We start from the raw sequence: 26,345 nt of genomic DNA, 5'->3' as shown, positions 1-26,345 counted from the left end.
GGAGCGAGGTCCCACGACGTGCCCCGCTTGTTCCACTCGGCGGGGGCACGCCTCTCGCTCCGATGGCAGCCCGCCCAGCTGCGTCTGAGCGGTGTCCACGCGTGGTTGTCCGACGTCTTCTGTTTTCCCTGGCCAAGGTGACCGTCCCTGGCTGGGACGGACACCGGATTCAACGAAGCCACCCGGACGCGGTCACGTGCCGTACGGGTGACTCCCCCCGAACGGGTCAGACCCGGCCCCTGCACAGCTCCAGCAGCGTCATCGCCAGAGCCGTGCCCGGCTTGCCGAGGGCGTCGCTGTAGTGGGTCAGCACCTCCATCTCGCGGGTGAGGTGCACCCGGCGGCCGCCGGACTCGATCCGGGTCCGCTGGATGTCGGCCGAGACGCCCATCCGTTCCCGGACGAGGGCGATGATCTGCCCGTCGAGCGCGTCGATGCGCTGCCGGGCGGAGCCGATCAGTTCGGCGGCGGTGGCCTGTGTGGTGGTCATGGTCCGTGTCTCCTCGGGTCACGAGCCCGGGGCCGGATCGGTCCGAGAAGCACGAAGCGCCCCGGGCCGAGTGGCCCGGGGCGCCTGGTGAAGTCTGGGGTTCCGCTCTCAGACAGCACGACCATGGCAGCCGGACCAGCCGGTGCCATAGGTAAACGCGAAGTGCGTGGTCGAGAACATGGGGGAAGTATGCCACGCGGGCCGGGGGTGGTGCGAGGCCCGGTAGACTCGGGTTCCAGCCCCCTCGTACGAACCGCCGGAAGGCACGCCGTGGCATCAGCGACCCCAGCCGCCCCCGACAACGTGAACCCGGACGTTGTTCTCGTCGTCGACTTCGGAGCGCAGTACGCCCAGCTCATCGCGCGCCGCGTGCGTGAGGCGCGGGTCTACAGCGAGATCGTGCCCAGCACGATGCCGGTGGAGGAGATCCTCGCCAAGAACCCCAGCGCGATCATCCTGTCCGGCGGCCCCTCCTCGGTCTACGCCGACGGTGCCCCGACGCTGGACCGCGCGATCTTCGAGGCCGGTGTCCCGGTCTTCGGCATGTGCTACGGCTTCCAGCTCATGGCCACCACCCTGGGCGGCACCGTCGACAACACCGGCGCCCGCGAGTACGGCCGCACCCCGCTGGCCGTCTCCAAGCCCGGTTCCACGCTCTTCGAGGGCACCCCGGACCGGCAGTCCGTCTGGATGTCCCACGGTGACGCCTGCTCCGCCGCCCCGGCCGGCTTCGCGGTGACCGCCTCGACCGAGGTCGTCCCCGTCGCCGCCTTCGAGGACGACGAGCGCAAGCTGTACGGCGTCCAGTACCACCCCGAGGTCCTGCACTCCGAGTACGGGCAGCAGGTCCTGGAGCACTTTCTCTACCGGGGCGCCGGCCTCGACCCGACCTGGACCACGACCAACGTGGTCGACGAGCAGGTCGCCGCCATCCGCGACCAGGTCGGGAACAAGCGCGCCATCTGCGGGCTGTCCGGCGGCGTCGACTCGGCGGTGGCGGCCGCGCTGGTCCAAAAAGCCATTGGTGACCGTCTCACCTGCGTCTACGTCGACCACGGGCTGATGCGCAAGGGTGAGTCCGAGCAGGTCGAGAAGGACTTCGTCGCCGCGACCGGCGTCCAGCTCAAGGTCGTCGACGCGCAGGAGCGCTTCCTCGGCGCACTGGCCGGGGTCTCCGACCCCGAGGAGAAGCGGAAGATCATCGGCCGCGAGTTCATCCGGGTCTTCGAGCAGGCGCAGGCCGAGATCGTCGCCGAGGCCGCGGGCGGCGAGGAGGTCGCCTTCCTGGTGCAGGGCACCCTCTACCCCGACGTCGTCGAGTCCGGCGGCGGCACCGGCACCGCCAACATCAAGTCGCACCACAACGTCGGCGGCCTCCCCGACGACCTCGAGTTCGAGCTCGTCGAGCCGCTGCGCAAGCTCTTCAAGGACGAGGTCCGCATGGTCGGCCAGGAGCTCGGCCTGCCCGAGGAGATCGTCCAGCGCCAGCCCTTCCCCGGCCCCGGCCTCGGCATCCGTATCGTCGGCGAGGTCACCAAGGAGCGGCTCGACCTGCTCCGCGACGCGGACGCCATCGCCCGCGAGGAGCTCACCCTGGCCGGCCTCGACCGCGACATCTGGCAGTGCCCCGTCGTGCTGCTCGCCGACGTCCGCTCGGTGGGCGTCCAGGGCGACGGCCGGACGTACGGCCACCCGATCGTCCTGCGCCCGGTCTCGTCCGAGGACGCGATGACGGCCGACTGGTCCCGGCTGCCGTACGAGGTGCTCGCGAAGATCTCGACCCGGATCACGAACGAGGTCGCGGATGTGAACCGCGTCGTGCTCGACGTGACGAGCAAGCCGCCGGGCACCATCGAGTGGGAGTGACCTCCCTACTCCGCCTCCACGACAGTGCCGCCGCTCGATGTGTCCCGAGCGGCGGCACTTTCGCTTGGGCCCGGGCCTGGCCATCTGCCGTACCTCGGGGTAACTTCCGCGCCATGACCGACACCTCGCCGATGCCGCCGCAGCCCATACCCACGGAGCGCCTGCACTTCGCGCTGCCGCCGACCTTCGCGGACGTCGCCGAGGAGCGCCGCCATCGCCAGGAGCGGCTGGCCGCCGCGCTGCGCCTGTTCGGCCAGTTCGGGTACGACGAGGGGGTGTCCGGCCACATCACCGCCCGCGACCCGGAGTTCGCGGACCATTTCTGGGTCAACCCGTTCGGGGTGCCCTTCGCCCATGTCCGGGTCGGCGACCTGGTGCTGGCCAACAGCGCGGGGCAGGTGGTCGAGGGCGGGCACCATGTCAACCAGGCCGCGTTCGCGATCCACGCGCAGGTGCACAGCGCCCGCCCGGATGTGGTCGCCGTGGCGCACTGCCATTCCCTGCACGGCCGGACGTTCTCGACGCTGGGGGAGTTGCTGGAGCCGATCACCCAGGACGTGTGCGCCTTCTACGAGGACCATGCCCTGTTCGACGAGTACACGGGCGTGATCGTCGACGAGGAGGAAGCCCGCCGTATCGCCGAGGCGGTGGGCCTGCACAAGGCGGTCATCCTGCGGAATCACGGACTGCTGACGGTCGGGGACTCGGTCGACGCGGCCGCGTGGTGGTTCATCACCATGGAGCGGGCCTGCGGGACGCAGCTCGCGGCGAAGGCGGCCGGCAAGCCGGTGGTGATCGGCCATGACCATGCGGTGCGGACCCGGGACCAGATCGGGAACGACCTGGTGGCCTGGATCAACTACCAGCCCATGTATGAGCGCATTGTCCGGGCGGAAACCGACATATTCGACTGACGAAGTGCTGAACCGGGCCGGGTTCGCGCACGTATGCACAACTAGGGCTGCCGAACAGAGAAGAATCGTTTTGGCGGTTGGTGGAGCAGAGCGTGAGAGAGGCGGAAGGTCATGAGTGTGACCGGCATTTCAGGCACGGGAACGGCGGGCGCGAGAGACGCGGAGCGGAGCCAGGGCCCCTGGCGGGACGCCGCGCGGCGGTATTCGCTGCTGCCGTTGCGGATCTTCCTGGGCGTGACCTTCGTGTACGCGGGCCTCGACAAGCTCACCAGCAGCACGTTCTTCACCGACTCCGCACCCGGCTCGCTGGTCGGCACCCTGAACGGGGTCCGTGGCAGTGCCGCGATCCCGGCCATGATCGACCTCGCCCTGAAGAATCCGCACGCCTTCGGCTACGCCATCGCCTTCGGTGAGATCGCGGTCGGCATCGGCACGCTGCTCGGCCTGTTCGCCAGGATCGCGGCCCTCGGCGGGGCGCTGATCTCCCTGAGCCTGTGGCTGACGGTGAGCTGGGCGACGCAGCCGTACTACTACGGCAACGACCTCATCTACCTGATGGCCTGGCTCCCGCTGGTCCTCGCCGGCGCCCCACTACTGTCCGTCGACGCTTCCATCGCCCGGGCCCGCGCCCGGCGCCGCAGGAGGTACTGAGCGCCGCCCCCGTACGGCCCTGCTGACCAGGGCGCCGATCGCGGCCAGCGCCAGCCCGCCGGCCGCGAGCGGCACGGAGCGCTGCGCGGTGATCCGCCAGGCGCCGGAGGCGTCGAGGAGGAAGGCCGCCGCGAGGGCGAGCAGGACCAGGCCCGCGAGCAGGGCCGCCGGGTCGAAACCGTGCCGCTTCATCGGAGCACCCTCACCTGTCCGAGGCCGAGCTCGACGTCGAGCTGCATCGTGCCCGCGGACGTGAGCCCGTCGGCCGGACCGAGCGAGACCCTACGGTCCTGCCCGGGGTTCACATTGACGTCCCGGCCCGACACGCCGGGCAGCTGGATGTCGCCGACACCGACCTTGACATGCAACTTCACGGTGACGTTCTTCGGCACGGTGACATTGATCTGACCCGCGCCGAGCTCGATCCTGGTCTTCACCGTTTTGGTCTTGCCGCCCGGCTCGACCGCACTCAGGTCGAGATTCGCCCGGCCCGAGCCCAGTTCGTACGAGGGCAGCACCGCCGTCGCCGTCGTGGGCGCCCATGTCCGGTCCGCCCAGCGGGTGCCGATGGACTTGGGCAATGCGGCGGAGGCCACCAGCAGCCCCGTCACCACCACCGCCCAGAAGACCGTGCCGCCGCCGAGCCGCCCCCACCACGTACTGACGACGAAGCCCAGGCCGAGGACGGCCAGCGCCGCCCCGAAGCCGATCTCCAGGCTGGTACCGAGCGGCCGGGAGTCCCAGGCGGTCGCCATCCCGGTCGCGGCGGCCGCCGCCGCGAGGAGGAACAGCGTCCCGCCGAACATCGGTCCCTCGCGGCGCCGGGCGGCCCGGCGCCGCTCGCGCCAGGCCGCGCGCCGGCTCGCGTCGTCCTCGTACGGGGTGTCGTCGGGGCCCCAGGCGTAGCCCTGGGCGCCCGGCGCGTCCTTGGTGAGCGGCTCCCGCCACCACGAGGCGGTGGCCGGCGCAGGCGGCGGCTGGGCGGCGGGCGGCGCAGGGGGGGCGGGCGGGGCGGCAGGACCGGCGGCGCGGCCCTTGGTCTGCGACCAGTAGACGGCGCCGGCCAGGGCGGCCAGCAGGACCAGCGAGAAGGCCTGGTTGCCCGCGCTGCCCAGCATCGACAGGAAGAGGCCGCAGCCGACCAGGGTCACCAGGACCGCCGTCAGCGCCGTGCCCTCGACCCGGCCGGACAGCAGCCGGTGCGCCTCGCTCTCCCCCCGCTCGGCCCCCTCCACCGGCACCAGCAGCCATACGACGCCGTACGCGACCAGGCCGAGGCCCCCGGTCAGCGCGAGCACGCCGAGCACCACCCGGAACACCACCGGGTCGATGTCGAAGTACCGCCCGGCGCCCTCGCAGACACCGGCGATCACCTTCCGGTCGCGGCTGCGTACGAGCCGCCGGGCGGGCGGCGCGTCGGTGACCGGCTCGGTGGTCTGTTCCGTCATGCCCCTATGGTGGCGGCCCGGGCCCCGCCACGGCACCCGGCACAACCCTGGACCTCCCCTGAGCCTCCCTGACCAACAGTCCGGGGCAACCCTGATGCCGAACGGATGCCCGGCGTGTGACGATCGGGGCATGCCGCCAGCCGCCAGCCCGCCGACCGGGGTCTCAGGGGCCTCGTTCCTCCAGGAGCCGCCCGCGCCTGCCGTGCGCAAGCTCTACCGAAGCTCCGAGGGCCGCATGGTCGGCGGCGTCGCCCGTGGCCTGGCCGGCCATCTGTCGTTGCCGGTGGCCTGGGTGCGGGTGGTCTTCGTCTTCCTGGCCACCATCCATGGGCTCGGCATCCTGCTCTACGCGATCTTCTGGTTCGTCGTCCCGCTCGGTGTCGGCGGCGTCAACCCCGCCGAGGCCAAGGAGCCGCGCGACGCCCGCTCCTGGCTGGCCGGCCGCCGCCCCGACAAGGGCCAGATCATCGCCCTCATCGCCCTGGCCATCGGCTTCGGCATCCTTCTCGACAGCCTCAACCTCGGCCGCGCCAACGCCTACATCTGGCCCCTGCTCCTCATCGGCCTCGGCGTCGCCCTCGTCTGGCGCCAGGCCGACAACGCCCGCCGGGCCCGCTGGGTCGAGATGAGCCGCGGCAAGCGGTTCCTGCCGCTGGCGCGCGGCGCGGCCGGCGTCATCCTGGTCGGCGTCGGCGTCACCGGCTTCCTGGTCGTCCGGGGGTCCGCCAGCCACCTCGGCACCATCCTGCAGGCGGCGCTCGCGGTGCTGGTCGGCGTCGCGCTGATCACCGGGCCCTATCTCGTACGGATGACCCAGGACCTCTCCCTGGAGCGCCGCGAGCGCATCCGCGCCCAGGAGCGCGCCGAGGTCGCCGCCCACGTCCACGACTCCGTCCTGCACACCCTGACCCTGATCCAGCGCAACGCCGACGACCCCCGCGAGGTCGCCAAGCTCGCCCGCGCCCAGGAACGGGAGTTACGCGCCTGGCTCTACCGGCCCGAAGGAAACGGCAAGGACGACGAGCCCACCACCCTCGCCGACGCCGTCCGCAGGGCCGCCGCCGAGGTCGAGGACGCCCACGGCGTGCCGGTCGAGGTGGTCTGCGTCGGCGACTGCCCCCTGGACGAACGGCTCGGCGCCCAGATGCAGGCCGCGCGCGAGGCGATGGTCAACGCGGCCAAGTACGGTGGGGACGAGCCGGTTCAGGTGTACGCGGAGGTCGAGGAGAGCAAGGTCTTCGTATCCGTACGCGACCGGGGCCCCGGCTTCGACCTGGACGCGGTGCCGGACGACCGCATGGGCGTCCGGGAATCGATCATCGGCCGCATGCGGCGCAACGGCGGCGAGGCGCGGCTGCGCTCCGCTCCGGGCGGGGGCACGGAAGTGGAGCTCGAAATGGAGAGGTCGTCATGACGGATACGACAGGTACGACGGATACGACGGAAGAACGGCGCGTCCGGGTCGTACTGGTCGACGACCACCGGATGTTCCGTACCGGCGTCCAGGCCGAGATCGGCGAGACCGAGCGCACCGGCGTCGACGTGGTCGGGGAGGCCGCCGACGTCGACCAGGCGGTCACCGTCGTCACCGCCACCCGCCCCGACGTGGTGCTGCTCGACGTCCACCTCCCGGGCGGCGGAGGCGTCGAAGTCCTCAAGCGCTGCGCCCCGTTGATGGCCGACGCCGCGCACCCGGTGCGCTTCCTGGCCCTGTCGGTATCCGACGCCGCCGAGGACGTCATCGGCGTCATCCGCGGCGGCGCCCGGGGGTACGTCACCAAGACCATCACCGGCCCCGACCTCGTCAACTCCGTCTTCCGCGTCTCCGACGGCGACGCCGTCTTCTCCCCCCGCCTCGCCGGCTTCGTCCTCGACGCCTTCGCCTCCACCGACGCCCCGCCCGTCGACGAGGACCTGGACCGCCTCACCCAGCGCGAGCGTGAGGTGCTGCGGCTCATCGCGCGCGGCTACGCGTACAAGGAAGTCGCCAAGCAGCTCTACATCTCGGTGAAGACGGTCGAGAGTCATGTGTCCGCCGTCCTTCGCAAGCTCCAGCTGTCCAACCGCCACGAGCTGACCCGTTGGGCCACTGCCCGACGCCTGGTCTAGGCGGGCCGCGTCGCCCCCGCGAAGGGCATCTGGTCGATCGGGGCGATGCGGACCGGCGAGCCGGGGTGCGGGGCGTGGATCATCTGGCCGTTGCCGATGTAGAGGCCGACATGGCTGACCCCCGAGTAGAAGAACACCAGGTCGCCGGGCTGCAGTTGGGAGCGTGAGACGCGCGTGCCCGCGTTGATCTGGGTGTACGTGGTGCGGGGGAGGGAGACGCCGGCGGCGCCCCAGGCGGCCTGGGTGAGGCCTGAACAGTCGTACGCGGAGGGGCCGGTGGCGCCCCAGACGTACGGCAGGCCGAGGGCGCCGTAGGCGAAGGAGACGGCTCGGGCGGCCCGTTCGGAGGGGGCGGCCGGGTCGTCGCCGGACAGGGCCGTACGGTCGGAGGCGCGGCCCGCGCGGGCAGCGGAGCCGTCGGCGGTGACGGCGGCGCGCTCGGGGGCGCTGAGGCGGTCCAGGACCTCCTTGGCGGCCTGGAGCTTGGCCTCGATGGTGCGCTTGTGGGTGCGGAGCTCGTTCTGCGCGCCGCGCAGGGTGGCGAGCCTGTCGTCGGCCTCGATGCGTACCTGCTTGATCTCGCGCTGCTCGGTGGCGAGCGTCCGCAGGGCGGCGGACTGGCGGCCGCTGAGCTGGTCCACGAACTCGGCCCGCGCCAGGTAGTCCTCGGGGCTGGAGTCGAGGGCCAGTTGTACGGCGGGGTCGATGCCGCCCGAGCGGTACTGGGCGGTGGCGATGGAGCCGAGGCGGTCCCGTGTGGTGTTGAGGCGGTCGGTCTTGCGGGCGAGTTCGTCCTGGAGGTCCGCGATCCGGGTACGGGCGGTGTCGGCCTTCTCCTTGGCGCCGTCGTACTGCTGGGTGGCGGCCTCCGCCTCCGCGTAGAGGCTGTCCACCTTGGCCTTGGCCTGCTCGGTGGTGAGCCGGGGTTCGGCCTGGCCGGTCTCGCCGAACATCGTGACGGACGCGGCGCCGGCTATGGCGATCGTGGCCGCGGTGCGTGCGGTGGAGCCGGTGAACGAACGCTGCTTGGGCCTTCGGTGCGACGCCACGGACGCCTTCACTCCCTTCCTCGGCCCGCCGACGACGCGATCCGGCGACGGCCGCACGGGGAGCGACCGCCGCCGGATCCTCGGCGGGGGCGACCGGGCCGGCGCTGACTCGCCGGCGTGGGGATCGGCCACCTGGAGGAGGACGCTAAACCTGACTGTCACCCGGAAGCGGTGAGGAGAGCGGGACTGCTCCGATTCGGCCGGGAGCTGACCGGAGATGACCGCTGTTCGACGGGTGACCCGGATGCTTTCCGCCTCTCTGTGACCGATGTGGCGGTTGAGGCCCAACCGGGTCGGAGGGGCTGCTACAGGAGTGGCCGGAGGGCGTGGTTAGGGTCCTGTGCCATGGACGTACTCATTCACTTCGTCGTCGGCCTCCACATCATCGGCATCGCCGCACTCCTCGGCGGCTTCGTCACCCAGCTCAAGGCCATGGGACGCGGCGAGGCCCGCTTCGTCCCCGCGATGCTGCACGGCGCGCTGACGATGCTGGTGACGGGCGCCCTCCTCGTCGGCCTGAACCAAGCTGACGACCAGCCGGTGAACAACATCAAGATCGGCGTGAAGCTGGCCTTCCTGGTGGTGATCCTCGGCCTGGTCTACGTCAAGCGCGACGAGGAGCGGCAGCCGGCGGCGGTCTTCGGCACGGTGGGTGCCCTGACCGTCGCCAACATCTTCATTGCCGTCCTGTGGACCTGATTCCCCGGGATTCCCCGGGATTCCCCGGGATTCCTTCGGATTCCTTGGTTCCGCGGGCTGCTCAGGCCATCCGCGCGTAGCCGGCGATCGGCATCTCGCTGATCGGCGCGATCTTGACGACGGTGCCGGTGTGCGGGGCGTGGATCATCTCGCCGCCGCCGATGTAGAGGCCGACGTGGGAGATGCCGGAGTAGAAGAAGACCAGGTCGCCGGGCTGTAGATCGGCGGCTGTGATCTTGGTGCCGTAGCTGTACTGGGCGCTGGCGACGCGCGGGATCGAGACCCCTGCGGCGGCCCAGGCGGCCTGGGTGAGGCCCGAGCAGTCGTAGGAGTTGGGGCCGGTGGCGCCGTAGACGTAGGGCACCCCGAGCTTGGACCTGGCGAAGGCGATCGCCTTGGCGGCCTTGGCGGCGTATCCGCTGCTGGTGGTGCTCGTCGAGGTGGATGTGGACGTGGACGTGCTGGCTGCCGCGGCCTTCCGCGCGGCTGCCGCGTCCGCCGCCTTCTGGATGGCCGCGAGCCGGGCCTTCTCCTTGGCCGTGAGGCTGTTGAGCAGCTTCTGCGCGGTGGTCAGCTTCTTCTGGACGGCCAGCTTCTGCTTGCTCAGCTCCTGCTGCGAGTCGTCCAGCTTCTGCAGGCTCGTGACGGCCTTGCTGCGTTCCTGGGCGATCTCGATCTGCTGGGTGCGGAAGGTCTCCAGGGCCGCCTCGGTGCGGCCGGACATCTGCTGCATGACGTGGGCGTTGTCGAGCAGCTGCTGCGGGTCGTTGGCCAGGAGGTACGTGGTCGTGGCGTCCAGGCCGCCGGTGCGGTACTGGGCGGCGGCGAACTCGCCGAGCTGGTCCCGGGTGGCGTTGAGCTTGGCGGTCTTGCGGGAGACCTCGTCCAGCAGCTTGTCGGCGGTGGTGCGCTGCTTGTCGGTCTTGTCCTTGGCCGCGTTGTAGCGCTCGGTGGCGACCTCGGCCTGCTGGTAGAGCTTGTTGACGCTCGCCTGGACCTTCTTGATGGAGGCCGTGCTGCTGCCGGTGCTCGGCGCCGCGCTCGCGCTCTCCCCGAAGAGGGTGACCGTCGCCAGTGCGGCGGTCGTGAGCCCCACGGCCGCACGCGGACCGGGGGCGGTGAGTATGCCGTTGCGGGGCTTGCGGTGGGTCGCCAAGGCAGGCGGCTCCTTCCGTTGACCGCTTACCGGGTTAGCTGTCGGGTTCGGGCATCGGAAGGCCGCCCTACGGTCCGTACGTGTGCGTTCCCGCACCCGTACTCGCGGACCGATTCACCCCAAGGTCGTCGTACGTGGGTCCCCGGCTCCGGCTCGCGCCGGACTCAGCGAAGGCGGCCCGTGACGGCACGGTCGCCGCCGGGAGGGCGGGCCGCCTGATGCGGAACCGTAATCAACCCGAGTGGCGCTTGGGAAGGCTGATGTTCGATTTATCCCGAAACCGATTCGTGACCTTTTACCTTACGCACAGGAACCGTCGGTCGCTGTCAGCGCTACCGCCTAGACTCGGGAGGCGATGAGCAGCCTCTTTGACGACAGCTTCCTGGCCGACCTCGAGCCGACCGACGCGTCCCCGCCGCCGCCCGAGGACCACGTCCCGGAGCAGGTCCCGCACGACCTCTTCGGCGGCCGTTTCGACGCGCCCGTGCACCGGGACGCGTACTACCGGGACGGCGCCCACCGCCCGGTCGTGGACGCCGCCGCGCTGCTCGAAGGGCTGAACGAGCAGCAGCGCGCCGCCGTCGAGCACGCGGGCGCCCCGCTGCTCATCGTCGCGGGCGCCGGCTCGGGCAAGACCCGCGTCCTGACCCACCGCATCGCCCACCTGCTGGCCACCCGGCATGTGCACCCGGGCGAGATCCTGGCGATCACCTTCACCAACAAGGCCGCCGGTGAGATGAAGGAGCGCGTCGAGCAGCTCGTCGGCCCGCGCGCGAACGCGATGTGGGTGATGACCTTCCACAGCGCCTGCGTACGGATCCTGCGGCGGGAGAGCAAGCGGCTCGGCTTCACCTCCAGCTTCTCCATCTACGACGGCGCCGACTCCAAGCGGCTGATGGCGCTGGTCTGCCGGGATCTGGACCTCGACCCGAAGCAGTACCCGCCGAAGTCCTTCAGCGCCAAGATCTCGAACCTGAAGAACGAGCTCATCGACGAGGAGACCTTCGCCGGCCAGGCGGAGAACCCGTTCGAGAAGAAGCTCGCCGAGGCCTATGTGCTCTACCAGTCGCGGCTGCGCGAGGCCAACGCACTGGACTTCGACGACATCATCATGACCACCGTCCACCTGCTCCAGGCCTTCCCCGACGTCGCCGAGCACTACCGGCGGCGCTTCCGCCATGTGCTGGTCGACGAGTACCAGGACACCAACCACGCCCAGTACACGCTGGTGCGCGAGCTGGTGGGGACCGGCGACGAGGCCGCCGAGTTGTGTGTGGTGGGTGACGCGGACCAGTCGATCTACGCCTTCCGCGGGGCCACCATCCGTAACATCCTCCAGTTCGAGGAGGACTATCCGCAAGCCCGGACGATCCTGCTGGAGCAGAACTACCGCTCCACACAGACGATCCTGACGGCGGCCAACGCGGTCATCGAGCGGAACGCCTCGCGGCGCCCGAAGAACCTGTGGACGGAGGCCGGCGACGGCCCGGTCATCACCGGCTATGTCGCCGACCAGGAGCACGACGAGGCGCAGTACATCGCCGAGGAGATCGACCGGCTCACCGACGCCGGGGACGCGAAGCCCGGCGATGTGGCCGTCTTCTACCGGACGAACGCCCAGTCCCGTGTCTTCGAGGAAGTGTTCATCCGGGTCGGCCTGCCGTACAAGGTCGTCGGCGGCGTGCGCTTCTACGAGCGCAAGGAAGTCCGTGACGTCCTCGCCTATCTGCGGGTGCTCGCGAACCCCGAGGACACCGTCCCGCTGCGGCGGATCCTGAACGTGCCCAAGCGCGGCATCGGTGACCGCGCGGAGGCCATGCTGGAGGCGCTGGCGCTGCGGGAGAAGATCTCCTTCGCGGCCGCGCTGCGGCGGGTCGACGAGGCGTACGGCATGGCGGCCCGGTCGGCGAACGCGGTGAAGCGGTTCAACGAGCTGCTGGAGGAACTGCGGACGATCGTGGAGTCCGGGGCGGGCCCCGCGACCGTGCTGGAGGCGGTGCTGGAGCGTACGGGCTATCTGGCGGAGCTCCAGGCGTCCACGGACCCCCAGGACGAGACCCGGGTGGAGAACCTCCAGGAACTTGCCGCCGTGGCCCTGGAGTTCGAGCAGGACCGCACGGAGGAGCAGCCGGGCACACTGGCGGACTTCCTGGAGCAGGTCGCACTGGTCGCCGACTCCGACCAGATCCCCGACGGAGAGGAGGGGGACGGTGGCGGTGTCATAACGCTGATGACGCTGCACACGGCGAAGGGCCTGGAGTTCCCCGTCGTCTTCCTGACGGGCATGGAGGACGGCGTCTTCCCCCATATGCGCTCCCTCGGCCAGGCCAAGGAGCTCGAGGAGGAGCGCCGGCTGGCATACGTCGGCATCACGCGGGCACGGGAGCGGCTCTACGTCACCCGGTCCACGATGCGCAGCGCCTGGGGCCAGCCCTCGTACAACCCGCCGTCGCGCTTCCTGGAGGAGATCCCGGAGACGCTGATCGAGTGGAAGCGCACCGGTGGCTCGTCGGCTCCCTCGGCTTCCGCCGCGGCGTCGGCGGCCGCCGCCTCGGGGATCTTCTCGTCGTCCCGGTCGAAGGGCGGCCCGAGCGGCTTCGCCACGCGCCGGGTCGCCAAGGACCGTCCGGTGGTGGCGCTGGCGGTGGGCGACCGGGTCACGCACGACACCTTCGGGCTGGGCACGGTCGTCGGGGTGAAGGGCGCCGGGGACTCGGCGGAGGCTACGGTCGACTTCGGCGAGGAGAAGCCGAAGCGGCTGCTGCTGCGGTATGCGCCGGTGGAGAAGCTCTAGCCCTGGCTGTGGCTCTTGCCGTTCGGGTTCGGCTGGGGCTGGCTCAGCGGGGGTCGAGGCCCTTGTTGAGCAGCCACTGCAGCGGGTCGATGGCGGCGCCGCCGTTGGGGCGTACCTCGAAGTGGAGGTGCGGGCCGGTGGAGTTTCCGGAGTTGCCGGAGTAGGCGATGACGTCGCCGGCCTTGACCGACCCGGACCGGATCTTGGTGCTGCTGAGGTGGCAGTACCAGGTCTCGGTGCCGTCGGGGGAGGTCACTATGGCCATGTTGCCGTACGCGCTGTTCCACTGCGTGCGGACGGTGCCGTCGGTCGCGGCCATCACGGGGGTTCCGTAGCTGACCGGGAAGTCGATGCCGGTGTGGACCGACATCCAGTTGACGCCGGCCTGGCCGAAGTAGGCGCTGAGGCCCTTCTGCGTCACCGGGAGCAGATATTTGGGGCGGGCGGCCTCCTTGGCGGCGGCCTCCTCTTCCTTTTTCTTCTTTTCCGCCGCCTGGCGTTCCTTGAGGTCGATCCGCTCCTGGGTGCGGCTGGCGCGGTCCGCGAAGTCGTCCGCGTCCCGGCTGACCCCGGCCAGCTGCTGGTCGAGCTTGGTGGTGACGGTGCTGGTGGCGGCGTCGGCCTGGGTGTTCGTGGTGCCGGAGCCGGCGCTGCTGCTGGTCACGGTGGCGGCTGCGCAGGCCGCGACGCCCATGACGGCGACCGACGGGACGGCGACCGTGAGCAGCGCGGAGCGCTTCGCGGGGCGGCGGCGCCGGTTGCGGTTCGCGCTGCGGGAGCCGGGGGACGCCGCGCCGGGCGTCAGCAGTACTTCCGGCTCGGGGTGGGGCTCGTGCTCGGCCTCCGGCTCTCGTGCCGGCTCCGGTTCCGGCGCGGGGTCGAGCCGGGTTTCGGGGGGCTCGTACGCGTACTCGGGCTCGGGCGCCGGATGCGGTTCCGGTTCGTAGTGCACCTGGATATCGGGCGCGGGCGCGATGTACTGCTCGGCGTACTGGGGGTACGCGTACTGCGGATACTGCTGGTACTGCTGGTACTCGGGGTAGGCCTGGTACGCGCCGCTGTCCCAGTTCTGGGCGTAGCCGTTGTCCGGGTAACCGCCGGGATCCTGGGGCATCGCCCCGAAGAGTGGGTCGTCCGCATACACGGCACCCACGGTCTGGTACGAGGCGGTCGAGTAGCCGCTGTCGTACCCGTAAGTGGTGTAGTCGGGATCGTTCACCGCTTCTCTTTCGCCTCGGCAGCAGGAGAATTAGCGGCGACTGTATCCCCCCTGTGGGCGACGGGACAATCTTCGGCAGGTTTCATGGCCCGCAATGCATTGTGTTCGATACGGTTTCGAGGAGCTGGGACGTTTCTGTGCCTGTCAGGCCGCGTCAGCTGCGCCGGAGGCAAGCTCCTCGCCCACCAGTGCCTCCCGGATCCCGGCCGCGATGGCCGCGTGGACGGGCATGGTCACATGTCCGATTCCAGCGATGTGCACATTTCGGGCGATGAGATCCGGATGGTCGAGGCGAGCCGATTCGACGGGATTCATCATTTCGTCCAGGTCGCTCCAGAAAGCGACAAAGCGGGTGGTGCAGCCGGGGGCGGGTTTTGCCAGTTCGTCCATGAGTTCGGAATTCGGCCGCATTTGCCGGACGATCGGATGCGGGTTGAGGAGAGGCGCGGCCCGCGTCCCCGTGTGCGGGGTGCCGAGGGTGACGATGGTGCGGACGTGGGCGTCGCCGCCGAGGCACTGGACGTAGTAGCGCGCGATCAGGCCGCCGAGGCTGTGGCCGACGATGTCCACCTGGGTGTGACCGGTGCGCTCGCAGACGTGTTCGATGTGGCGGCCGAGCAGGGCGGCGGCGGCGCGGATGTCACAGGTGAGGGGGGAGTAGTTCAGCGCCTGGACGTGGGTCCAGCCATTCCGCCGGAGAAAGCGGCGGAGCAGTGCGAACACCGAACGGTTGTCCGCAAAGCCGTGCATGAGGAGAACGGGCGGGTGCGCGACCCCTGCGGTGGGGATGCGGGTCGGTTCGTCCGGGCCGAGCTCCTCCTCGGCCTGCAGAAGCTCGCGCTCCTGGAGGATCCCGGTCGGGTAGAGGAAGAGATGACCGGTCAGTATGGCGATCTCGACGGCGGCGGCTCGTAGGTACGCCGCGTGACGCAGCAGGCGATCCCCGGCTCCGAAAGACAGGACGTCCATGGCCTACCTCCCGTGCGGCACGCCGGGAACTGTCCCTGTCCCCCGTGTGCCGAAGAACGCTCGAGCCCGCGCCGGGCTCCCGTCCGAACGGGAGCCGTCTGCGGGCCCAACGCGTTGCCAACATGTTTCGTGTCCCACTATGTGATTTCCCCCTCGCTGCGCGTTGTAAAACTGTCCGGTACGGGATGCTGGCGATAACGTTCGTTCACGCTTGGGCCCGCTGAGCGCTGGAATCGTCCATGGAGGCAGTGATGGGAGTGTCCGGTCCGATCCGCGTGGTGGTGGCCAAACCGGGGCTCGACGGCCATGACCGCGGGGCCAAGGTCATCGCGCGGGCCCTGCGGGACGCCGGCATGGAGGTCATCTACACCGGCCTGCACCAGACGCCCGAGCAGATCGTCGACACCGCGATCCAGGAGGACGCGGACGCGATCGGGCTCTCGATCCTTTCCGGCGCCCACATGACGCTCTTCGCCAAGGTCATCGACCTCCTCCGGGAGCGTGACGCGGCCGACATCCAGGTCTTCGGCGGCGGCATCATCCCCGAGGCGGACATCGCGCCGCTCAAGGCGATCGGCGTCGCGGAGATCTTCACCCCCGGGACGCCGACCACGGCCGCCGTGGAGTGGGTCCGGGCGAATGTGCGGCAGCCCGCCGGGGCGTAGTCCTCACGGTCCTCAGGTCGTCATGGCGGTCATGGCCCTCATGGCCTTGATGGTCCTCATGCGGACAGCTCGCCGAGCATCACGGCGCGGAGCCTGAGCGTGCCGACGAGGCGCTGGAAGGCCTCGGCCCAATACGTGCCGGCTCCGGGCGTCGCGTCGGCGGGCTCGTCCGGTATGGCCGTGAGCGGGGTGGCGCGGTCGGCCTCGCCGGGGTCGAGGCAGCGCTCGGCCAGGCCCATGACGCCGCTGAAGCTCCACGGGTAGCTGCCCGCGTCCCGTGCGATGTCGAGGGCGTCGACCACCGCCCTGCCCAGCGGCTCCGCCCAGGGCACCGCGCACACGGCGAGCATCTGGAAGGCCTCGGACAGCCCGTGCGAGTCGATGAACCCGGCGACCCAGTCCGCGCGCTCCCCCTCCGGGAGCACCGCCAGCAGCTTCGCCGGGTCCCCGATCGGCGCCTGCCCCAGCAGCGCCCGCGCCCAGGCAGCGTCCCGCTGCCGTACGGCCGCCCGGCACCAGGCCGCGTGCAGGTCGCCCTGCCATTCGTCGGCCACGGGCAGCGCGATGATCTGCTCCGGCGTGCGGCCACCGAAGCGCCCCCGCCAGGTCGCGAGTGGCGTCGCGTCCACCAGCTGCCCGAACCACCACGCCCGCTCCCCACGCCCCGCCGGGGGAACCGGCAGGATGCCGTCCCGCTCCATCGCGGCATCGCAGGCGTACGGCGCCTCGACGGTGATGCGGTCGGCCTCCGGGGCCAGGGCCACGCAGCTGCGGGCCCGGTCCGCCATCCGGGTGGCGAGGGCCGAGCCGGGCAGCGCGGACAGCAGCTCGGCGGCCGTGGCCCGGACATTGCGGCTGCGGTCGGACAGCGCCTGCTCCAGGAACGGCTCGTCCGCCGGGGACAGCCCGTCGCGCAGCGCGTCCACGAACATCAGCCGGTCCTCCGCCCGCTCCGTCGCCCAGGTGCCACGCAACAGAGCCAGCCCCTGCTCCGGGTCGCGGGCCCGGAGCCGTCCGAGCAGCGCGACGCGCTCCGTGAACAGGCCCTCCTCCCACTTCTCGGTGGTCGGCTCCAGGCCGGTGGCGCCGGCGCGCAGTGCGAACCGCCAGTCCGGATTCAGCTCCGCCAGCCACAGGGCCCGGGGGCCGGCCAGCGTGAGCGCGTCGCCGCGCAGGTCCGTACGGGCCCGGGCCGCGTCCAGCAGCGCCGGCAGCAGCTCCGGCGGAGCCGCGTACCCCTTGGCATTCGCCGCCGCCAGCCACTGCGGCAGCAGCTCCCCGAGGTTCGGCTCGGCGCTGCGCCTGCGGCCGACTCCGCCGGTGCCGCTGCCCTTACGGTCGGCCAGGAGCAGGCCCAGCCGCCTTCTGGCGGCCTCCGGCAGCGGCGTGCGCGGGTCCGGCTGCGCCGGCCTGGGGCGCGGCCCCGCCTCCGCCGGGCGCAGCCCCGCCCGCCGTCGTACGGTCTCGGCCGCCGCCTCGGCCAGCAGCGCGGCCGGCTCGCCGCCGCGCCGGTCTGTGCCGAGGAGTGCGGTGCCGACGAGGTCGTTCCAGGTCATCGTTCGCCTCTCCGTTCGTTGTGGGGTTTTCCCACCCGCAGCCACCCGAGCGGCTCAGTGGGCAAGGTGCGGGTCCACCTGTCGGTGGTGGCCCGCCGTAGGCGACTGCAGGCGGGGTTCCGGGTCCTCACCGGTTTGTGGGCAGGCGTTCCGCAGTGGCGGAACGGGTGGGCACAAACCGGCCACCTGGCCGCAGCCGCCTACGAGCCGCGACCACGCTGCGGCCGAGGCGCATCGGCCCGCCTCACAGCGGCACCGGCACCGCATCGGCACCCCACGCGGTGAGGGGCTGGAAGCCGCGGTGGCCGAGCTCGCCGAAGACGGTGAGGGGGTGGCCGCCGGAGACGGAGGCGAGGCGCCAGAAGGCGGCGGGGGCGCGCGGGATGAGCGGGAGGGCGGCGGAGCCGTCGGTGTCTGCCAGCTGCCAGCCCGTGGGGGCGGGTATGGGGACGACGCCGGAGAGGACGACGGGCCAGGCGTCGAGCCAGGGGTCGTGGGCGAGGGCGTCGCCGTAGGAGGCGAGGGCGGGGCCGACGGCGGTGCCGGGCGGGACGGGCCCGGGGGCGGGGGTGCCGTACGACGTGCCCAAGGTGGCGCGGAGCGGGCTCGCGGCGGCGTGGAAGGCGAGGTCGGCGTCGAGGGAGAGGCCGACCGGGAGAGCCAGTTCGGGGGCGCGCCCGGCCGCGCCGAAGGACAGGAGCAGGGCGGCGTGTGCCGTGGCCTCGCCGTGCAGCCAGATGCGACGGGTCGTCAGCCGGTCGTCGGACGAGTCGTGTTGGGCCAGGACGAGCCAGCGGTCCCGGACGGCCGGTGACCCGGGCGCGCTTGTGAAGCCGATCCGGGTGCGGACGGTGGCGGCCAGCGGGGCCGGGAGGCGGTCCTGGCGGGCGTAGCCCTGGGTGAGCAGGTGGAGCAGCGAGGCCTCCTCCAGCAGTGTCGAAGGCCAGTCGCCGCCCGCGCCGACGACGCCGCCCAACTCCCGTACGCGCGAGGCCAGGCCGGGGGCCTGGGCGTCGACCATGCGGGCGGCGACCTCGTCCCAGCGCTGGTAGCCCTCGCGTTCCGCGCCGGCCAGGCCGCCCCGGAGCAGATCGGCGAGCCGCCTGTCGAGCTCGGCGGCGCCGGCGGCGACCCGCTGGGCCCGGCGCTCGGCCCGCTGCCGGGCGGCGGCCGGGTCGGCGACGGCCCCCGTGGCGGGGCGGTCCTGGGCCTCCCGCTCGCGGGCGCGGCGGGCGTCGAGCCACTCGGCCACCCAGTCGGGCCGGCTGTCGGGCTCGGGCGGCGCGTCGGAGCCGACCGCGCCGCCCGACCACAGCAGCAGCAGCCCGAGCGCGTGCTTGCAGGGGAACTTGCGGCTCGGGCAGCTGCACTTGTAGCCGGGCCCTGCCGTGTCTATGACCGTGCGGTACGGGTTGCTGCCGCTGCCCGCGCACAGTCCCCACACCGCCGGGCCCGCCGTGGCCGTGCCGGACCAGGACGCGGGCGCCGCGAGTCCGGCCCCGGCCTTGCGTGACGAGTCGTCAGGGGCCAGTGCCAGAACCTGGTCCGCCGTCCACCGTTGCTGTCCCTCTTCCTCCATGCCCGCAACGCTAGGGGCGGGCACTGACAACCGGCCCTGACCTGGCCTTCTTCTCCGGTCGAGGTCGATTGTCAGTGGCGTGATGCATGGTGGAAGCCACGGAGATCCCCGGGGGCTGACGGATCGTCCGTTCCATCCGACGTGCGAGAAACAGGGGGATACTCATGTCCGACGACACCACGCTCCGGCCGCATGCCGAGGACGCGTTCGCCCATGAGCTCAAGGCCCTCGCGGCCGCCGACGATCGGCCGCGCCCGGCCCGCTGGAATCTGTCGCCGTGGGCGGTCGCCACCTATCTGCTCGGCGGGACGCTGCCCGACGGCACCGTCATCACACCCAAGTACGTGGGGCCGCGGCGGATCGTCGAGGTCGCGGTCACGACCCTCGCCACGGACCGGGCGCTGTTGCTGCTCGGCGTGCCGGGCACGGCCAAGACCTGGGTGTCGGAGCATCTGGCGGCGGCGGTCAGCGGTGATTCCACACTCCTGGTCCAGGGCACGGCCGGCACCCCCGAGGAGGCCATCCGCTACGGCTGGAACTACGCGCAGTTGCTCACCAACGGGCCGAGCCGGGACGCGCTCGTGCCGAGCCCGGTCATGCGGGCGATGGCCGAGGGCCGGATCGCGCGGGTGGAGGAGCTGACCCGGATCCCGGCCGACGTGCAGGACTCCCTGATCACGATCCTGTCCGAGAAGACCCTACCGATACCGGAGTTGGGAGGCGAGACGCAGGCTGTGCGCGGCTTCAACCTCATCGCCACCGCCAACGACCGCGACCGTGGGGTCAACGACCTGTCCAGCGCGCTGCGCCGCCGCTTCAACACCGTCGTACTGCCACTGCCCGCCTCGGTGGAGGACGAGGTCGACATCGTCTCGCGGCGGGTCGGCCAGCTCGGGCGCTCGCTGGAGCTTCCGGTGCTGCCGGAGGGCACGGAGGAGATCCGCCGGGTCGTCACGGTGTTCCGTGAGCTGCGCGGCGGAGTGACCGCCGACGGCCGTACGAAGGTGAAGTCACCCTCCGGGACGCTGTCCACGGCCGAGGCGATCTCCGTGGTGACCAACGGCCTCGCCCTGGCCGCCCACTTCGGCGACGGGGTGCTGCGCGCGGGGGACGTCGCGGCCGGGCTGCTGGGTGCGGTGATCAGGGATCCGGCGGCGGACCGGGTGGTGTGGCAGGAGTACCTGGAGACGGTGGTCCGCGAGCGGGACGGCTGGAAGGACTTCTACCGGGCCTGCCGTGAGGTGTCCCGATGACCGCGACGACAACCGCGACGACGACCGCGCTGCTCGGCGTGCGGCACCACGGGCCGGGGTCCGCCCGGGCGGTGCGGGCGGCCCTCGACCAGTACGAGCCGGGCGTCGTGCTGATCGAGGGGCCGCCGGAGGCCGACGCGGTGGTGGCGCTCGCGGCCGACGAGGGCATGCGGCCCCCGGTCGCGCTGCTGGCGCACGCGGTGGACGACCCGTCGCGGGCCGGGTTCTGGCCGTTCGCGCAGTTCTCGCCGGAGTGGGCGGCGATCCGCTGGGCGCTGGCCAGAGACGTGCCGGTGAGCTTCATCGACCTCCCCGCGGCGCATTCGCTGGCGATGAGGGAGGAGGGCGACGGCCCCGGGGAATTGGCCCCGGACGCGCGGGTGGACCCGATCGCCGTGTTCGCCGAAACGGCCGGGTACGACGACCCCGAGCGCTGGTGGGAGGACGCCGTGGAGCACCGCGCGGCCGGAGACCCGCTGGCCGCCTTCGAGGCGCTCGGCGAGGCGATGGGGGCGCTGCGGGAGGCGTACGGGGACGGGGGCCACCCGCAGGACGCGCCGCGCGAGGCGCACATGCGGCTGCGGATACGGGAGGCGCGGCGCGCCCACGGGCGGGTGGCGGTGGTGTGCGGGGCGTGGCATGTCCCGGCGCTGGCCGCGTCGACCACGGCCACCGCCGACCGGGGCCTGCTGAAGGGGTTGCCGAAGGTGAAGGCCGAGGTCACCTGGGTGCCGTGGACGCACCGCCGGCTGTCGCGGGCGAGCGGATACGGGGCCGGGATCGCCTCGCCCGGCTGGTACCGGCATCTGTTCACCGCCCCCGACCGGCCGGTCGTCCGCTGGATGACCAAGGTCGCCGGGCTGCTGCGGGAGGAGGACCTGCCGGTGTCGTCGGCCCACGTCATCGAGGCGGTGCGGCTGGCCGACACCCTCGCCGCGATGCGCGGCCGGCCGCTCGCCGGGCTGACCGAGACGACCGACGCGGTCCGGGCCGTGATGTGCGACGGGTCCGACGTGCCGCTGGCGGTCATACGCGACCGGCTGATCGTCGGCGACGTCCTCGGCGAGGTGCCGGACGGCGCCCCGGCGGTGCCGCTGGCCCGGGACCTGGCGAGGGAGCAGCGCCGGCTGAGGATCAAAGCCGAGGCGGCGGAACGGGAGGTGGAGCTGGACCTGCGGAAGGAGATCGACGCGGGGCGCAGCCGTCTGCTGCACCGGCTGCGGCTCCTGGGCATCGGCTGGGGCGAGCTCATACCGTCCCGCTCCGGGACCGGGACCTTCCGCGAGACCTGGCGGCTGCGCTGGGAGCCCGAACTCGCGGTTCAGGTGGCCGAGGCCGGCATCTGGGGCACCACGGTCGGCTCGGCTGCCACCGCCAGGGCCGAGGAGGCGGCTGTGGGCGCGCGGGCTTTGGCCGAGGTCACCGGGCTCGCCGAGCGCTGCCTGCTCGCCGGCCTGCCGGACGCACTGCCGACGGTCATGCGGGTCCTGGCCGACCGCGCCGCGCTGGACGCGGATGTCGCGCACCTCGCGGCGGCGCTCCCGGCCCTCGTACGGGCCGTGCGCTACGGCGATGTGCGGGGCACGGTTTCCGCCGCCCTCGACGAGGTCGCGCGCGGTCTGGCCGAGCGGATATGCGTCGGGCTGCCGCCGGCCTGCGGGGGCTTGGACCCGGACGGCGCGGACGAGATGCGCGGGCATGTGCGGGCGGTCCACCACGCGGTGGCCCTGCTGTCCGACACCGCCCTGCGGGAGCGGTGGACGGCCGTGCTGCGGGGGCTGGCGCAGCGCGAGCGGGGCGTGCCCGGCGTGCTGCGCGGGGCGGCGGCACGGCTCCTGGTGGACGAGGGCCGGCTCGAGGGGGAGGAGGCGGCACGGCTGATGGGGCTGGCGCTGTCGCCGGGGACGGAGCCGCAGGACGCGGCCGGCTGGGTGGAGGGCTTCCTCGCCGGCGGCGGCATGCTGCTCGTCCATGACGAACGGCTGCTCGCGCTGGTGGACGGCTGGCTGTCGTCGGTGCCGGCGAGCGCCTTCGACGACGTACTGCCCTTGCTGCGGCGGACGTTCGCCGAGTTCGAGCCCGGGGTGCGCAGGACGGTGGGCGAGCTGGTGCGCAGGGGGACCAGGACGGCACCCGGCGCCGCTGAGACGGCCGGGTTCGGGGCGGGGCTGGACGAAGGGCGGGCGGACGCGGTGCTGCCGACGTTGCGGTTGCTGCTGGGGGAAGAGGAGTTGGAAGAGGAGTTGACGGCATGACAGGCGAAACGGCGGCCGGCGAACGGCTGCGGCGCTGGCGGCTCGTCCTCGGCGGCGGCCCGGCGGACGGGACCGGGCATGAACTGGCCGGGCGGGACGCCGCGATGGACCGGACGCTGGGCGCGCTGTACGGGAGCGACCCGAAGGGCGCGGGCGCGTCGGGCAGGGAGCGGTCGGCGGGGCTCGGCGGGTCGGCGCCGCAGGTGGCCCGCTGGCTCGGGGACATCAGGACGTACTTCCCCACCTCGGTCGTGCAGGTGATGCAACGAGACGCCATCGACCGGCTCGGCCTGTCCGCGCTCCTGCTGGAGCCGGAGATGCTGGAGGCGGTGGAGGCCGACGTCCACCTGGTCGGGACACTGCTCTCGCTGCACAAGGCGATGCCGGAGACCACCAAGCAGACCGCGCGCGCAGTGGTGCGGAAAGTCGTCGACGACCTGGAGAAGAAGCTCGCCACCAGGACGCGGGCGACGCTGACCGGGGCGCTGGACCGTTCGGCGCGCGTGCACCGCCCCCGGCACCGCGACATCGACTGGGACCGCACGATCCGGGCCAATCTGAAGCACTTCCTGCCCGAGCACGGGACGATCGTGCCGGAGCGGCTGGTCGGCTACGGCAGGGCCTCGCAGGCGGTGAAGAAGGACGTCGTGCTGTGCATCGACCAGTCCGGCTCGATGGCGGCCTCCGTTGTCTACGCGTCCGTCTTCGGGGCGGTGCTGGCCTCGATGCGGAGCATCGACACCAAACTCGTCGTCTTCGACACCTCGGTCGTCGATCTGACCGACCGGCTCGACGACCCGGTCGACGTGCTCTTCGGCACCCAACTCGGCGGCGGCACCGACATCAACCGGGCCCTCGCGTACTGCCAGTCGCTGATCACGCGCCCCGCCGAGACGGTCGTCGTCCTGATCAGCGATCTGTACGAGGGCGGCATACGCGACGAGATGCTCAAGCGGGTCGCGGCGATGAAGGCGGCCGGCGTGCAGTTCGTTGCGCTGCTCGCGCTGTCCGACGAGGGCGCGCCCTCCTACGACCGGGAGCATGCGGCGGCCCTGGCCGCGCTCGGGGCGCCGGCCTTCGCCTGCACACCGGATCTCTTCCCGGAGATCATGGCGGCGGCCATCGAGAAGCGCCCGCTGCCGATGCCCGACAGCGACACCTGACACCGGCACCTGACAGCACACAAGCCACACCTGACACCGGCCACCTCGGCTTGACCGGCCTGGTCTGTGACTGTTCTCACCGCTCTCGTGTGAGCTGCGATTTACCGGTGCCCCCCACACGGGGATAACCTGCGAGACGGACATGCCGCGTGCTCGGCCGACGTGTGCGCCCCCCGTGCGAACGTAGGAAAATCGTACGAAGACGTCATCGACGACCCCGTGGCGGCACGCTCACGCAGACAACGACGAACCCGCGATAACCAAGGACGGACGCGCGTGGACCTGTTCGAGTACCAGGCGAGGGACCTCTTCGCCAAGCACGGTGTACCGGTGCTGGCCGGTGAAGTCATCGACACGCCTGAGGCGGCGCGCGAGGTGGCCGAGCGTCTGGGCGGCCGCGCGGTCGTCAAGGCGCAGGTGAAGGTCGGTGGCCGAGGCAAGGCCGGCGGCGTGAAGCTGGCCGCCGACCCGGCCGACGCGGTGGCCAAGGCCGAGGCGATCCTCGGCATGGACATCAAGGGCCACACGGTCCACAAGGTGATGCTGGCGCAGACCGCCGACATCGTGGAGGAGTACTACGTCTCCTTCCTGCTGGACCGCACCAACCGCACCTTCCTGGCCATGGCCTCCGTCGAGGGCGGCGTGGAGATCGAGGTCGTCGCCGAGGAGAACCCCGAGGCGCTCGCCAAGATCCCGGTCGACGCGATCGAGGGCGTGACCGAGGCCAAGGCCCGCGAGATCGTCGAGGCGGCGAAGTTCGCCCCCGAGCTGCACGACCAGATCGTGGACGTCCTCAAGACGCTGTGGAAGGTCTTCATCGAGGAGGACGCCCTCCTCGTCGAGGTGAACCCGCTGGTCAAGACCGCTGACGGCAAGGTCATCGCGCTCGACGGCAAGGTCTCCCTGGACGAGAACGCCGAGTTCCGTCAGCCCGACCACGAGGCGCTGGTCGACCACGCAGCGGCGAACCCGCTCGAGGCCGCGGCCAAGGCCAAGAACCTCAACTACGTCAAGCTCGACGGCGAGGTCGGCATCATCGGCAACGGCGCGGGTCTGGTCATGTCGACCCTCGACGTCGTCGCGTACGCCGGTGAGGAGCACGGCGGCGTGAAGCCCGCCAACTTCCTCGACATCGGCGGTGGCGCCTCCGCCCAGGTCATGGCGAACGGCCTCGAGATCATCCTCGGCGACCCGGACGTCAAGTCCGTCTTCGTCAACGTCTTCGGTGGCATCACCGCCTGTGACGAGGTCGCCAACGGCATCGTCCAGGCCCTGCAGCTGCTCGCGGACAAGGGCGAGGCGGTCACCAAGCCGCTCGTCGTCCGTCTCGACGGCAACAACGCGGAGCTGGGTCGCAAGATCCTTTCCGACGCCAACCACCCGCTCGTGCAGCGCGTGGACACCATGGACGGCGCGGCCGACAAGGCCGCCGAGCTGGCCGCGGCCAAGTAAGGGACGAGGGAAACCACAACCATGGCTATCTTCCTCACCAAGGACAGCAAGGTCATCGTCCAGGGCATGACCGGCTCCACCGGCATGAAGCACACCAAGCTCATGCTCGCGGACGGCACCAACATCGTGGGCGGCGTGAACCCGCGCAAGGCGGGCACCTCCGTCGACTTTGACGGAACCGAGGTACCCGTCTTCGGTACGGTCGCCGAGGCGATCGAGAAGACCGGCGCCAACGTCTCCGTCCTCTTCGTGCCGCCGGCCTTCGCCAAGGCCGCCGTCATCGAGGCGATCGACGCCGAGATCGGCCTCGCGGTCGTCATCACCGAGGGCATCGCGGTTCACGACTCCGCCGCCTTCTGGGCGTACGCGAAGTCCAAGGGCAACAAGACCCGCATCATCGGTCCGAACTGCCCCGGCCTGATCACCCCCGGCCAGTCCAACGCCGGCATCATCCCGGGCGACATCACCAAGCCCGGCCGTATCGGTCTGGTGTCGAAGTCCGGCACGCTGACCTACCAGATGATGTACGAGCTGCGGGACATCGGCTTCTCGTCGGCCGTCGGCATCGGTGGCGACCCGGTCATCGGCACCACCCACATCGACGCGCTCGCGGCCTTCGAGGCCGACCCCGACACCGACCTGATCGTCATGATCGGCGAGATCGGCGGCGACGCGGAGGAGCGGGCGGCGGACTTCATCGCCAAGAACGTGACCAAGCCGGTCGTCGGCTACGTCGCGGGCTTCACCGCCCCCGAGGGCAAGACCATGGGCCACGCGGGCGCCATCGTCTCCGGTTCGTCGGGCACCGCCCAGGCGAAGAAGGAGGCCCTGGAGGCCGCCGGCGTCAAGGTCGGCAAGACCCCGTCGGAGACCGCGCGGCTCGCCCGCGCGATCCTCGAGGGCTGACCACGCCTCATCGCACGGCGGTGGGGGGGGGGGGGCCCCCGGGGGGCGGGGGCCCCCCCCAGGGGTAAAGGAAAACACAGATCGCGCGCCGGCGCCCGGCCCCCCCCCCCCCCCCCCCCCACCCCCCCCCCCCCCCCCCGACCCGCCCCCCG

At 71.6% G+C, this 26,345-nt stretch carries 22 protein-coding genes and 1 riboswitch; of the genes, 13 read left to right on the top strand and 9 right to left on the bottom strand.

What is annotated here, in order from left to right; translation table 11 throughout:
- Window positions 1-226: 226 nt before the first annotated feature.
- Window positions 227-490 (bottom strand): chorismate mutase, encoded by a 264-nt coding sequence (locus ACFXJ5_RS02000; protein WP_384625511.1) that lies wholly within the window; start codon window positions 488-490, stop codon window positions 227-229.
- Window positions 491-760: 270 nt separating this feature from the next.
- Between ACFXJ5_RS02000 and guaA the strand changes: the two genes are divergently transcribed.
- The 3 genes from guaA (at window position 761) to ACFXJ5_RS01985 (ending at window position 3,921) form a co-directional block, all read left to right on the top strand.
- Window positions 761-2,356, top strand: a complete 1,596-nt coding sequence (gene guaA, locus ACFXJ5_RS01995) for a glutamine-hydrolyzing GMP synthase (protein ID WP_384625508.1) — start codon at window positions 761-763, stop codon at window positions 2,354-2,356.
- A gap of 113 nt (window positions 2,357-2,469) precedes the next feature.
- Entirely contained in the window at window positions 2,470-3,270 is an 801-nt protein-coding gene (locus ACFXJ5_RS01990; RefSeq protein WP_384625505.1) for a class II aldolase/adducin family protein, read from the top strand.
- A gap of 111 nt (window positions 3,271-3,381) precedes the next feature.
- On the top strand, window positions 3,382-3,921 hold the full coding sequence (locus tag ACFXJ5_RS01985) for a DoxX family protein (protein WP_384625502.1): 540 nt from the start codon (window positions 3,382-3,384) through the stop codon (window positions 3,919-3,921).
- Here ACFXJ5_RS01985 and ACFXJ5_RS01980 read toward each other — a convergent pair.
- Window positions 3,862-4,113, bottom strand: coding sequence for a hypothetical protein (locus ACFXJ5_RS01980; protein ID WP_384625500.1), 252 nt, complete (start codon window positions 4,111-4,113; stop codon window positions 3,862-3,864). The genes ACFXJ5_RS01985 and ACFXJ5_RS01980 overlap by 60 nt on opposite strands.
- On the bottom strand, window positions 4,110-5,369 hold the full coding sequence (locus ACFXJ5_RS01975) for a PspC domain-containing protein (protein WP_384625497.1): 1,260 nt from the start codon (window positions 5,367-5,369) through the stop codon (window positions 4,110-4,112). Before ACFXJ5_RS01975 ends, ACFXJ5_RS01980 begins: the two co-directional genes overlap by 4 nt.
- Window positions 5,370-5,499: 130 nt before the next feature.
- Between ACFXJ5_RS01975 and ACFXJ5_RS01970 the strand changes: the two genes are divergently transcribed.
- Together ACFXJ5_RS01970 and ACFXJ5_RS01965 are read left to right on the top strand one after the other, a co-directional pair.
- Window positions 5,500-6,783: a PspC domain-containing protein gene (locus ACFXJ5_RS01970; protein WP_384625495.1), complete on the top strand. Its 1,284-nt coding sequence runs from the start codon at window positions 5,500-5,502 to the stop codon at window positions 6,781-6,783.
- On the top strand, window positions 6,780-7,478 hold the full coding sequence (locus tag ACFXJ5_RS01965; RefSeq protein ID WP_384625492.1) for a LuxR C-terminal-related transcriptional regulator: 699 nt from the start codon (window positions 6,780-6,782) through the stop codon (window positions 7,476-7,478). Before ACFXJ5_RS01970 ends, ACFXJ5_RS01965 begins: the two co-directional genes overlap by 4 nt.
- On the opposite strand, the gene ACFXJ5_RS01960 is transcribed toward ACFXJ5_RS01965, so the two are convergent.
- Window positions 7,475-8,527, bottom strand: coding sequence for an NlpC/P60 family protein (locus ACFXJ5_RS01960; protein WP_384625489.1), 1,053 nt, complete (start codon window positions 8,525-8,527; stop codon window positions 7,475-7,477). The two genes, ACFXJ5_RS01965 and ACFXJ5_RS01960, sit on opposite strands and share 4 nt — an antisense overlap.
- A 345-nt stretch (window positions 8,528-8,872) precedes the next feature.
- Between ACFXJ5_RS01960 and ACFXJ5_RS01955 the strand changes: the two genes are divergently transcribed.
- Window positions 8,873-9,226 carry a hypothetical protein gene (locus ACFXJ5_RS01955; RefSeq protein WP_384625486.1) on the top strand — a complete coding sequence of 118 codons (354 nt, stop codon included), beginning with the start codon at window positions 8,873-8,875 and terminating at the stop codon, window positions 9,224-9,226.
- Window positions 9,227-9,287: 61 nt separating this feature from the next.
- Here the strand turns inward: ACFXJ5_RS01955 and ACFXJ5_RS01950 are convergent, their stop codons facing one another.
- Entirely contained in the window at window positions 9,288-10,382 is a 1,095-nt protein-coding gene (locus ACFXJ5_RS01950; RefSeq protein ID WP_384625483.1) for an NlpC/P60 family protein, read from the bottom strand.
- Window positions 10,383-10,390: 8 nt separating this feature from the next.
- Window positions 10,391-10,562, bottom strand: a riboswitch (cyclic di-AMP (ydaO/yuaA leader).
- A gap of 175 nt (window positions 10,563-10,737) precedes the next feature.
- On the opposite strand from ACFXJ5_RS01950, the gene pcrA reads away from it, so the two are divergent.
- Complete coding sequence (pcrA, locus tag ACFXJ5_RS01945) at window positions 10,738-13,176, top strand: DNA helicase PcrA (protein WP_384625480.1); 2,439 nt, start codon at window positions 10,738-10,740, stop codon at window positions 13,174-13,176.
- Between the two features lie 43 nt (window positions 13,177-13,219).
- Here the strand turns inward: pcrA and ACFXJ5_RS01940 are convergent, their stop codons facing one another.
- On the bottom strand, window positions 13,220-14,395 hold the full coding sequence (locus ACFXJ5_RS01940; protein WP_384625477.1) for a M23 family metallopeptidase: 1,176 nt from the start codon (window positions 14,393-14,395) through the stop codon (window positions 13,220-13,222).
- Between the two features lie 144 nt (window positions 14,396-14,539).
- The gene (locus ACFXJ5_RS01935) at window positions 14,540-15,364 is read right to left on the bottom strand and encodes an esterase/lipase family protein (protein WP_384625475.1); all 825 of its coding nucleotides are present in this window, start codon (window positions 15,362-15,364) and stop codon (window positions 14,540-14,542) included.
- 251 nt (window positions 15,365-15,615) lie between these two features.
- Between ACFXJ5_RS01935 and ACFXJ5_RS01930 the strand changes: the two genes are divergently transcribed.
- Window positions 15,616-16,029 carry a cobalamin B12-binding domain-containing protein gene (locus tag ACFXJ5_RS01930; RefSeq protein ID WP_384625472.1) on the top strand — a complete coding sequence of 138 codons (414 nt, stop codon included), beginning with the start codon at window positions 15,616-15,618 and terminating at the stop codon, window positions 16,027-16,029.
- Between the two features lie 56 nt (window positions 16,030-16,085).
- On the opposite strand, the gene ACFXJ5_RS01925 is transcribed toward ACFXJ5_RS01930, so the two are convergent.
- Together ACFXJ5_RS01925 and ACFXJ5_RS01920 are read right to left on the bottom strand one after the other, a co-directional pair.
- Window positions 16,086-17,585: a DUF5691 domain-containing protein gene (locus ACFXJ5_RS01925; RefSeq protein WP_384625470.1), complete on the bottom strand. Its 1,500-nt coding sequence runs from the start codon at window positions 17,583-17,585 to the stop codon at window positions 16,086-16,088.
- A 244-nt stretch (window positions 17,586-17,829) separates the two neighbouring features.
- The gene (locus ACFXJ5_RS01920) at window positions 17,830-19,164 is read right to left on the bottom strand and encodes an SWIM zinc finger family protein (protein WP_384625467.1); all 1,335 of its coding nucleotides are present in this window, start codon (window positions 19,162-19,164) and stop codon (window positions 17,830-17,832) included.
- 164 nt (window positions 19,165-19,328) lie between these two features.
- Here ACFXJ5_RS01920 and ACFXJ5_RS01915 point away from each other — a divergent pair, with 164 nt between their 5' ends.
- The 5 genes from ACFXJ5_RS01915 to sucD all read left to right on the top strand — a co-directional run bounded on the left by ACFXJ5_RS01915 (window position 19,329) and on the right by sucD (window position 26,193).
- The gene (locus ACFXJ5_RS01915) at window positions 19,329-20,417 is read left to right on the top strand and encodes an AAA family ATPase (protein WP_384625464.1); all 1,089 of its coding nucleotides are present in this window, start codon (window positions 19,329-19,331) and stop codon (window positions 20,415-20,417) included.
- Window positions 20,414-22,672 carry a DUF5682 family protein gene (locus ACFXJ5_RS01910; protein ID WP_384625462.1) on the top strand — a complete coding sequence of 753 codons (2,259 nt, stop codon included), beginning with the start codon at window positions 20,414-20,416 and terminating at the stop codon, window positions 22,670-22,672. Before ACFXJ5_RS01915 ends, ACFXJ5_RS01910 begins: the two co-directional genes overlap by 4 nt.
- Window positions 22,669-23,835, top strand: coding sequence for a VWA domain-containing protein (locus tag ACFXJ5_RS01905; RefSeq protein WP_384625459.1), 1,167 nt, complete (start codon window positions 22,669-22,671; stop codon window positions 23,833-23,835). The genes ACFXJ5_RS01910 and ACFXJ5_RS01905 overlap by 4 nt, the downstream gene beginning before the upstream one ends.
- Window positions 23,836-24,111: 276 nt before the next feature.
- Entirely contained in the window at window positions 24,112-25,287 is a 1,176-nt protein-coding gene (gene sucC, locus ACFXJ5_RS01900; RefSeq protein WP_384625456.1) for an ADP-forming succinate--CoA ligase subunit beta, read from the top strand.
- Between the two features lie 21 nt (window positions 25,288-25,308).
- A complete protein-coding gene (gene sucD, locus ACFXJ5_RS01895; RefSeq protein ID WP_384625454.1) occupies window positions 25,309-26,193 on the top strand; it encodes a succinate--CoA ligase subunit alpha in 885 nt (294 codons plus the stop codon).
- Window positions 26,194-26,345: the final 152 nt, after the last annotated feature.

The organism is Streptomyces sp. NPDC059373 (assembly GCF_042751495.1).
Classification (GTDB): domain Bacteria; phylum Actinomycetota; class Actinomycetes; order Streptomycetales; family Streptomycetaceae; genus Actinacidiphila.
This window is presented reverse-complemented; position numbering and strand designations above follow the sequence as displayed.

Excerpts from the sequence above, each read along its gene's own strand:
- ACFXJ5_RS02000 (WP_384625511.1), bottom strand. The coding sequence starts at position 490 with ATGACCACCACACAGGCCACCGCCGCCGAACTGATCGGCTCCGCCCGG.
- ACFXJ5_RS01990 (WP_384625505.1), top strand. The coding sequence starts at position 2,470 with ATGACCGACACCTCGCCGATGCCGCCGCAGCCCATACCCACGGAGCGC.
- ACFXJ5_RS01985 (WP_384625502.1), top strand. The coding sequence starts at position 3,382 with ATGAGTGTGACCGGCATTTCAGGCACGGGAACGGCGGGCGCGAGAGAC.
- ACFXJ5_RS01980 (WP_384625500.1), bottom strand. The coding sequence starts at position 4,113 with ATGAAGCGGCACGGTTTCGACCCGGCGGCCCTGCTCGCGGGCCTGGTC.
- ACFXJ5_RS01975 (WP_384625497.1), bottom strand. The coding sequence starts at position 5,369 with ATGACGGAACAGACCACCGAGCCGGTCACCGACGCGCCGCCCGCCCGG.
- ACFXJ5_RS01970 (WP_384625495.1), top strand. The coding sequence starts at position 5,500 with ATGCCGCCAGCCGCCAGCCCGCCGACCGGGGTCTCAGGGGCCTCGTTC.
- ACFXJ5_RS01965 (WP_384625492.1), top strand. The coding sequence starts at position 6,780 with ATGACGGATACGACAGGTACGACGGATACGACGGAAGAACGGCGCGTC.
- ACFXJ5_RS01955 (WP_384625486.1), top strand. The coding sequence starts at position 8,873 with ATGGACGTACTCATTCACTTCGTCGTCGGCCTCCACATCATCGGCATC.
- pcrA (WP_384625480.1), top strand. The coding sequence starts at position 10,738 with ATGAGCAGCCTCTTTGACGACAGCTTCCTGGCCGACCTCGAGCCGACC.
- ACFXJ5_RS01935 (WP_384625475.1), bottom strand. The coding sequence starts at position 15,364 with ATGGACGTCCTGTCTTTCGGAGCCGGGGATCGCCTGCTGCGTCACGCG.
- ACFXJ5_RS01930 (WP_384625472.1), top strand. The coding sequence starts at position 15,616 with ATGGGAGTGTCCGGTCCGATCCGCGTGGTGGTGGCCAAACCGGGGCTC.
- ACFXJ5_RS01925 (WP_384625470.1), bottom strand. The coding sequence starts at position 17,585 with ATGACCTGGAACGACCTCGTCGGCACCGCACTCCTCGGCACAGACCGG.
- ACFXJ5_RS01920 (WP_384625467.1), bottom strand. The coding sequence starts at position 19,164 with ATGGAGGAAGAGGGACAGCAACGGTGGACGGCGGACCAGGTTCTGGCA.
- ACFXJ5_RS01915 (WP_384625464.1), top strand. The coding sequence starts at position 19,329 with ATGTCCGACGACACCACGCTCCGGCCGCATGCCGAGGACGCGTTCGCC.
- ACFXJ5_RS01910 (WP_384625462.1), top strand. The coding sequence starts at position 20,414 with ATGACCGCGACGACAACCGCGACGACGACCGCGCTGCTCGGCGTGCGG.
- ACFXJ5_RS01905 (WP_384625459.1), top strand. The coding sequence starts at position 22,669 with ATGACAGGCGAAACGGCGGCCGGCGAACGGCTGCGGCGCTGGCGGCTC.
- sucD (WP_384625454.1), top strand. The coding sequence starts at position 25,309 with ATGGCTATCTTCCTCACCAAGGACAGCAAGGTCATCGTCCAGGGCATG.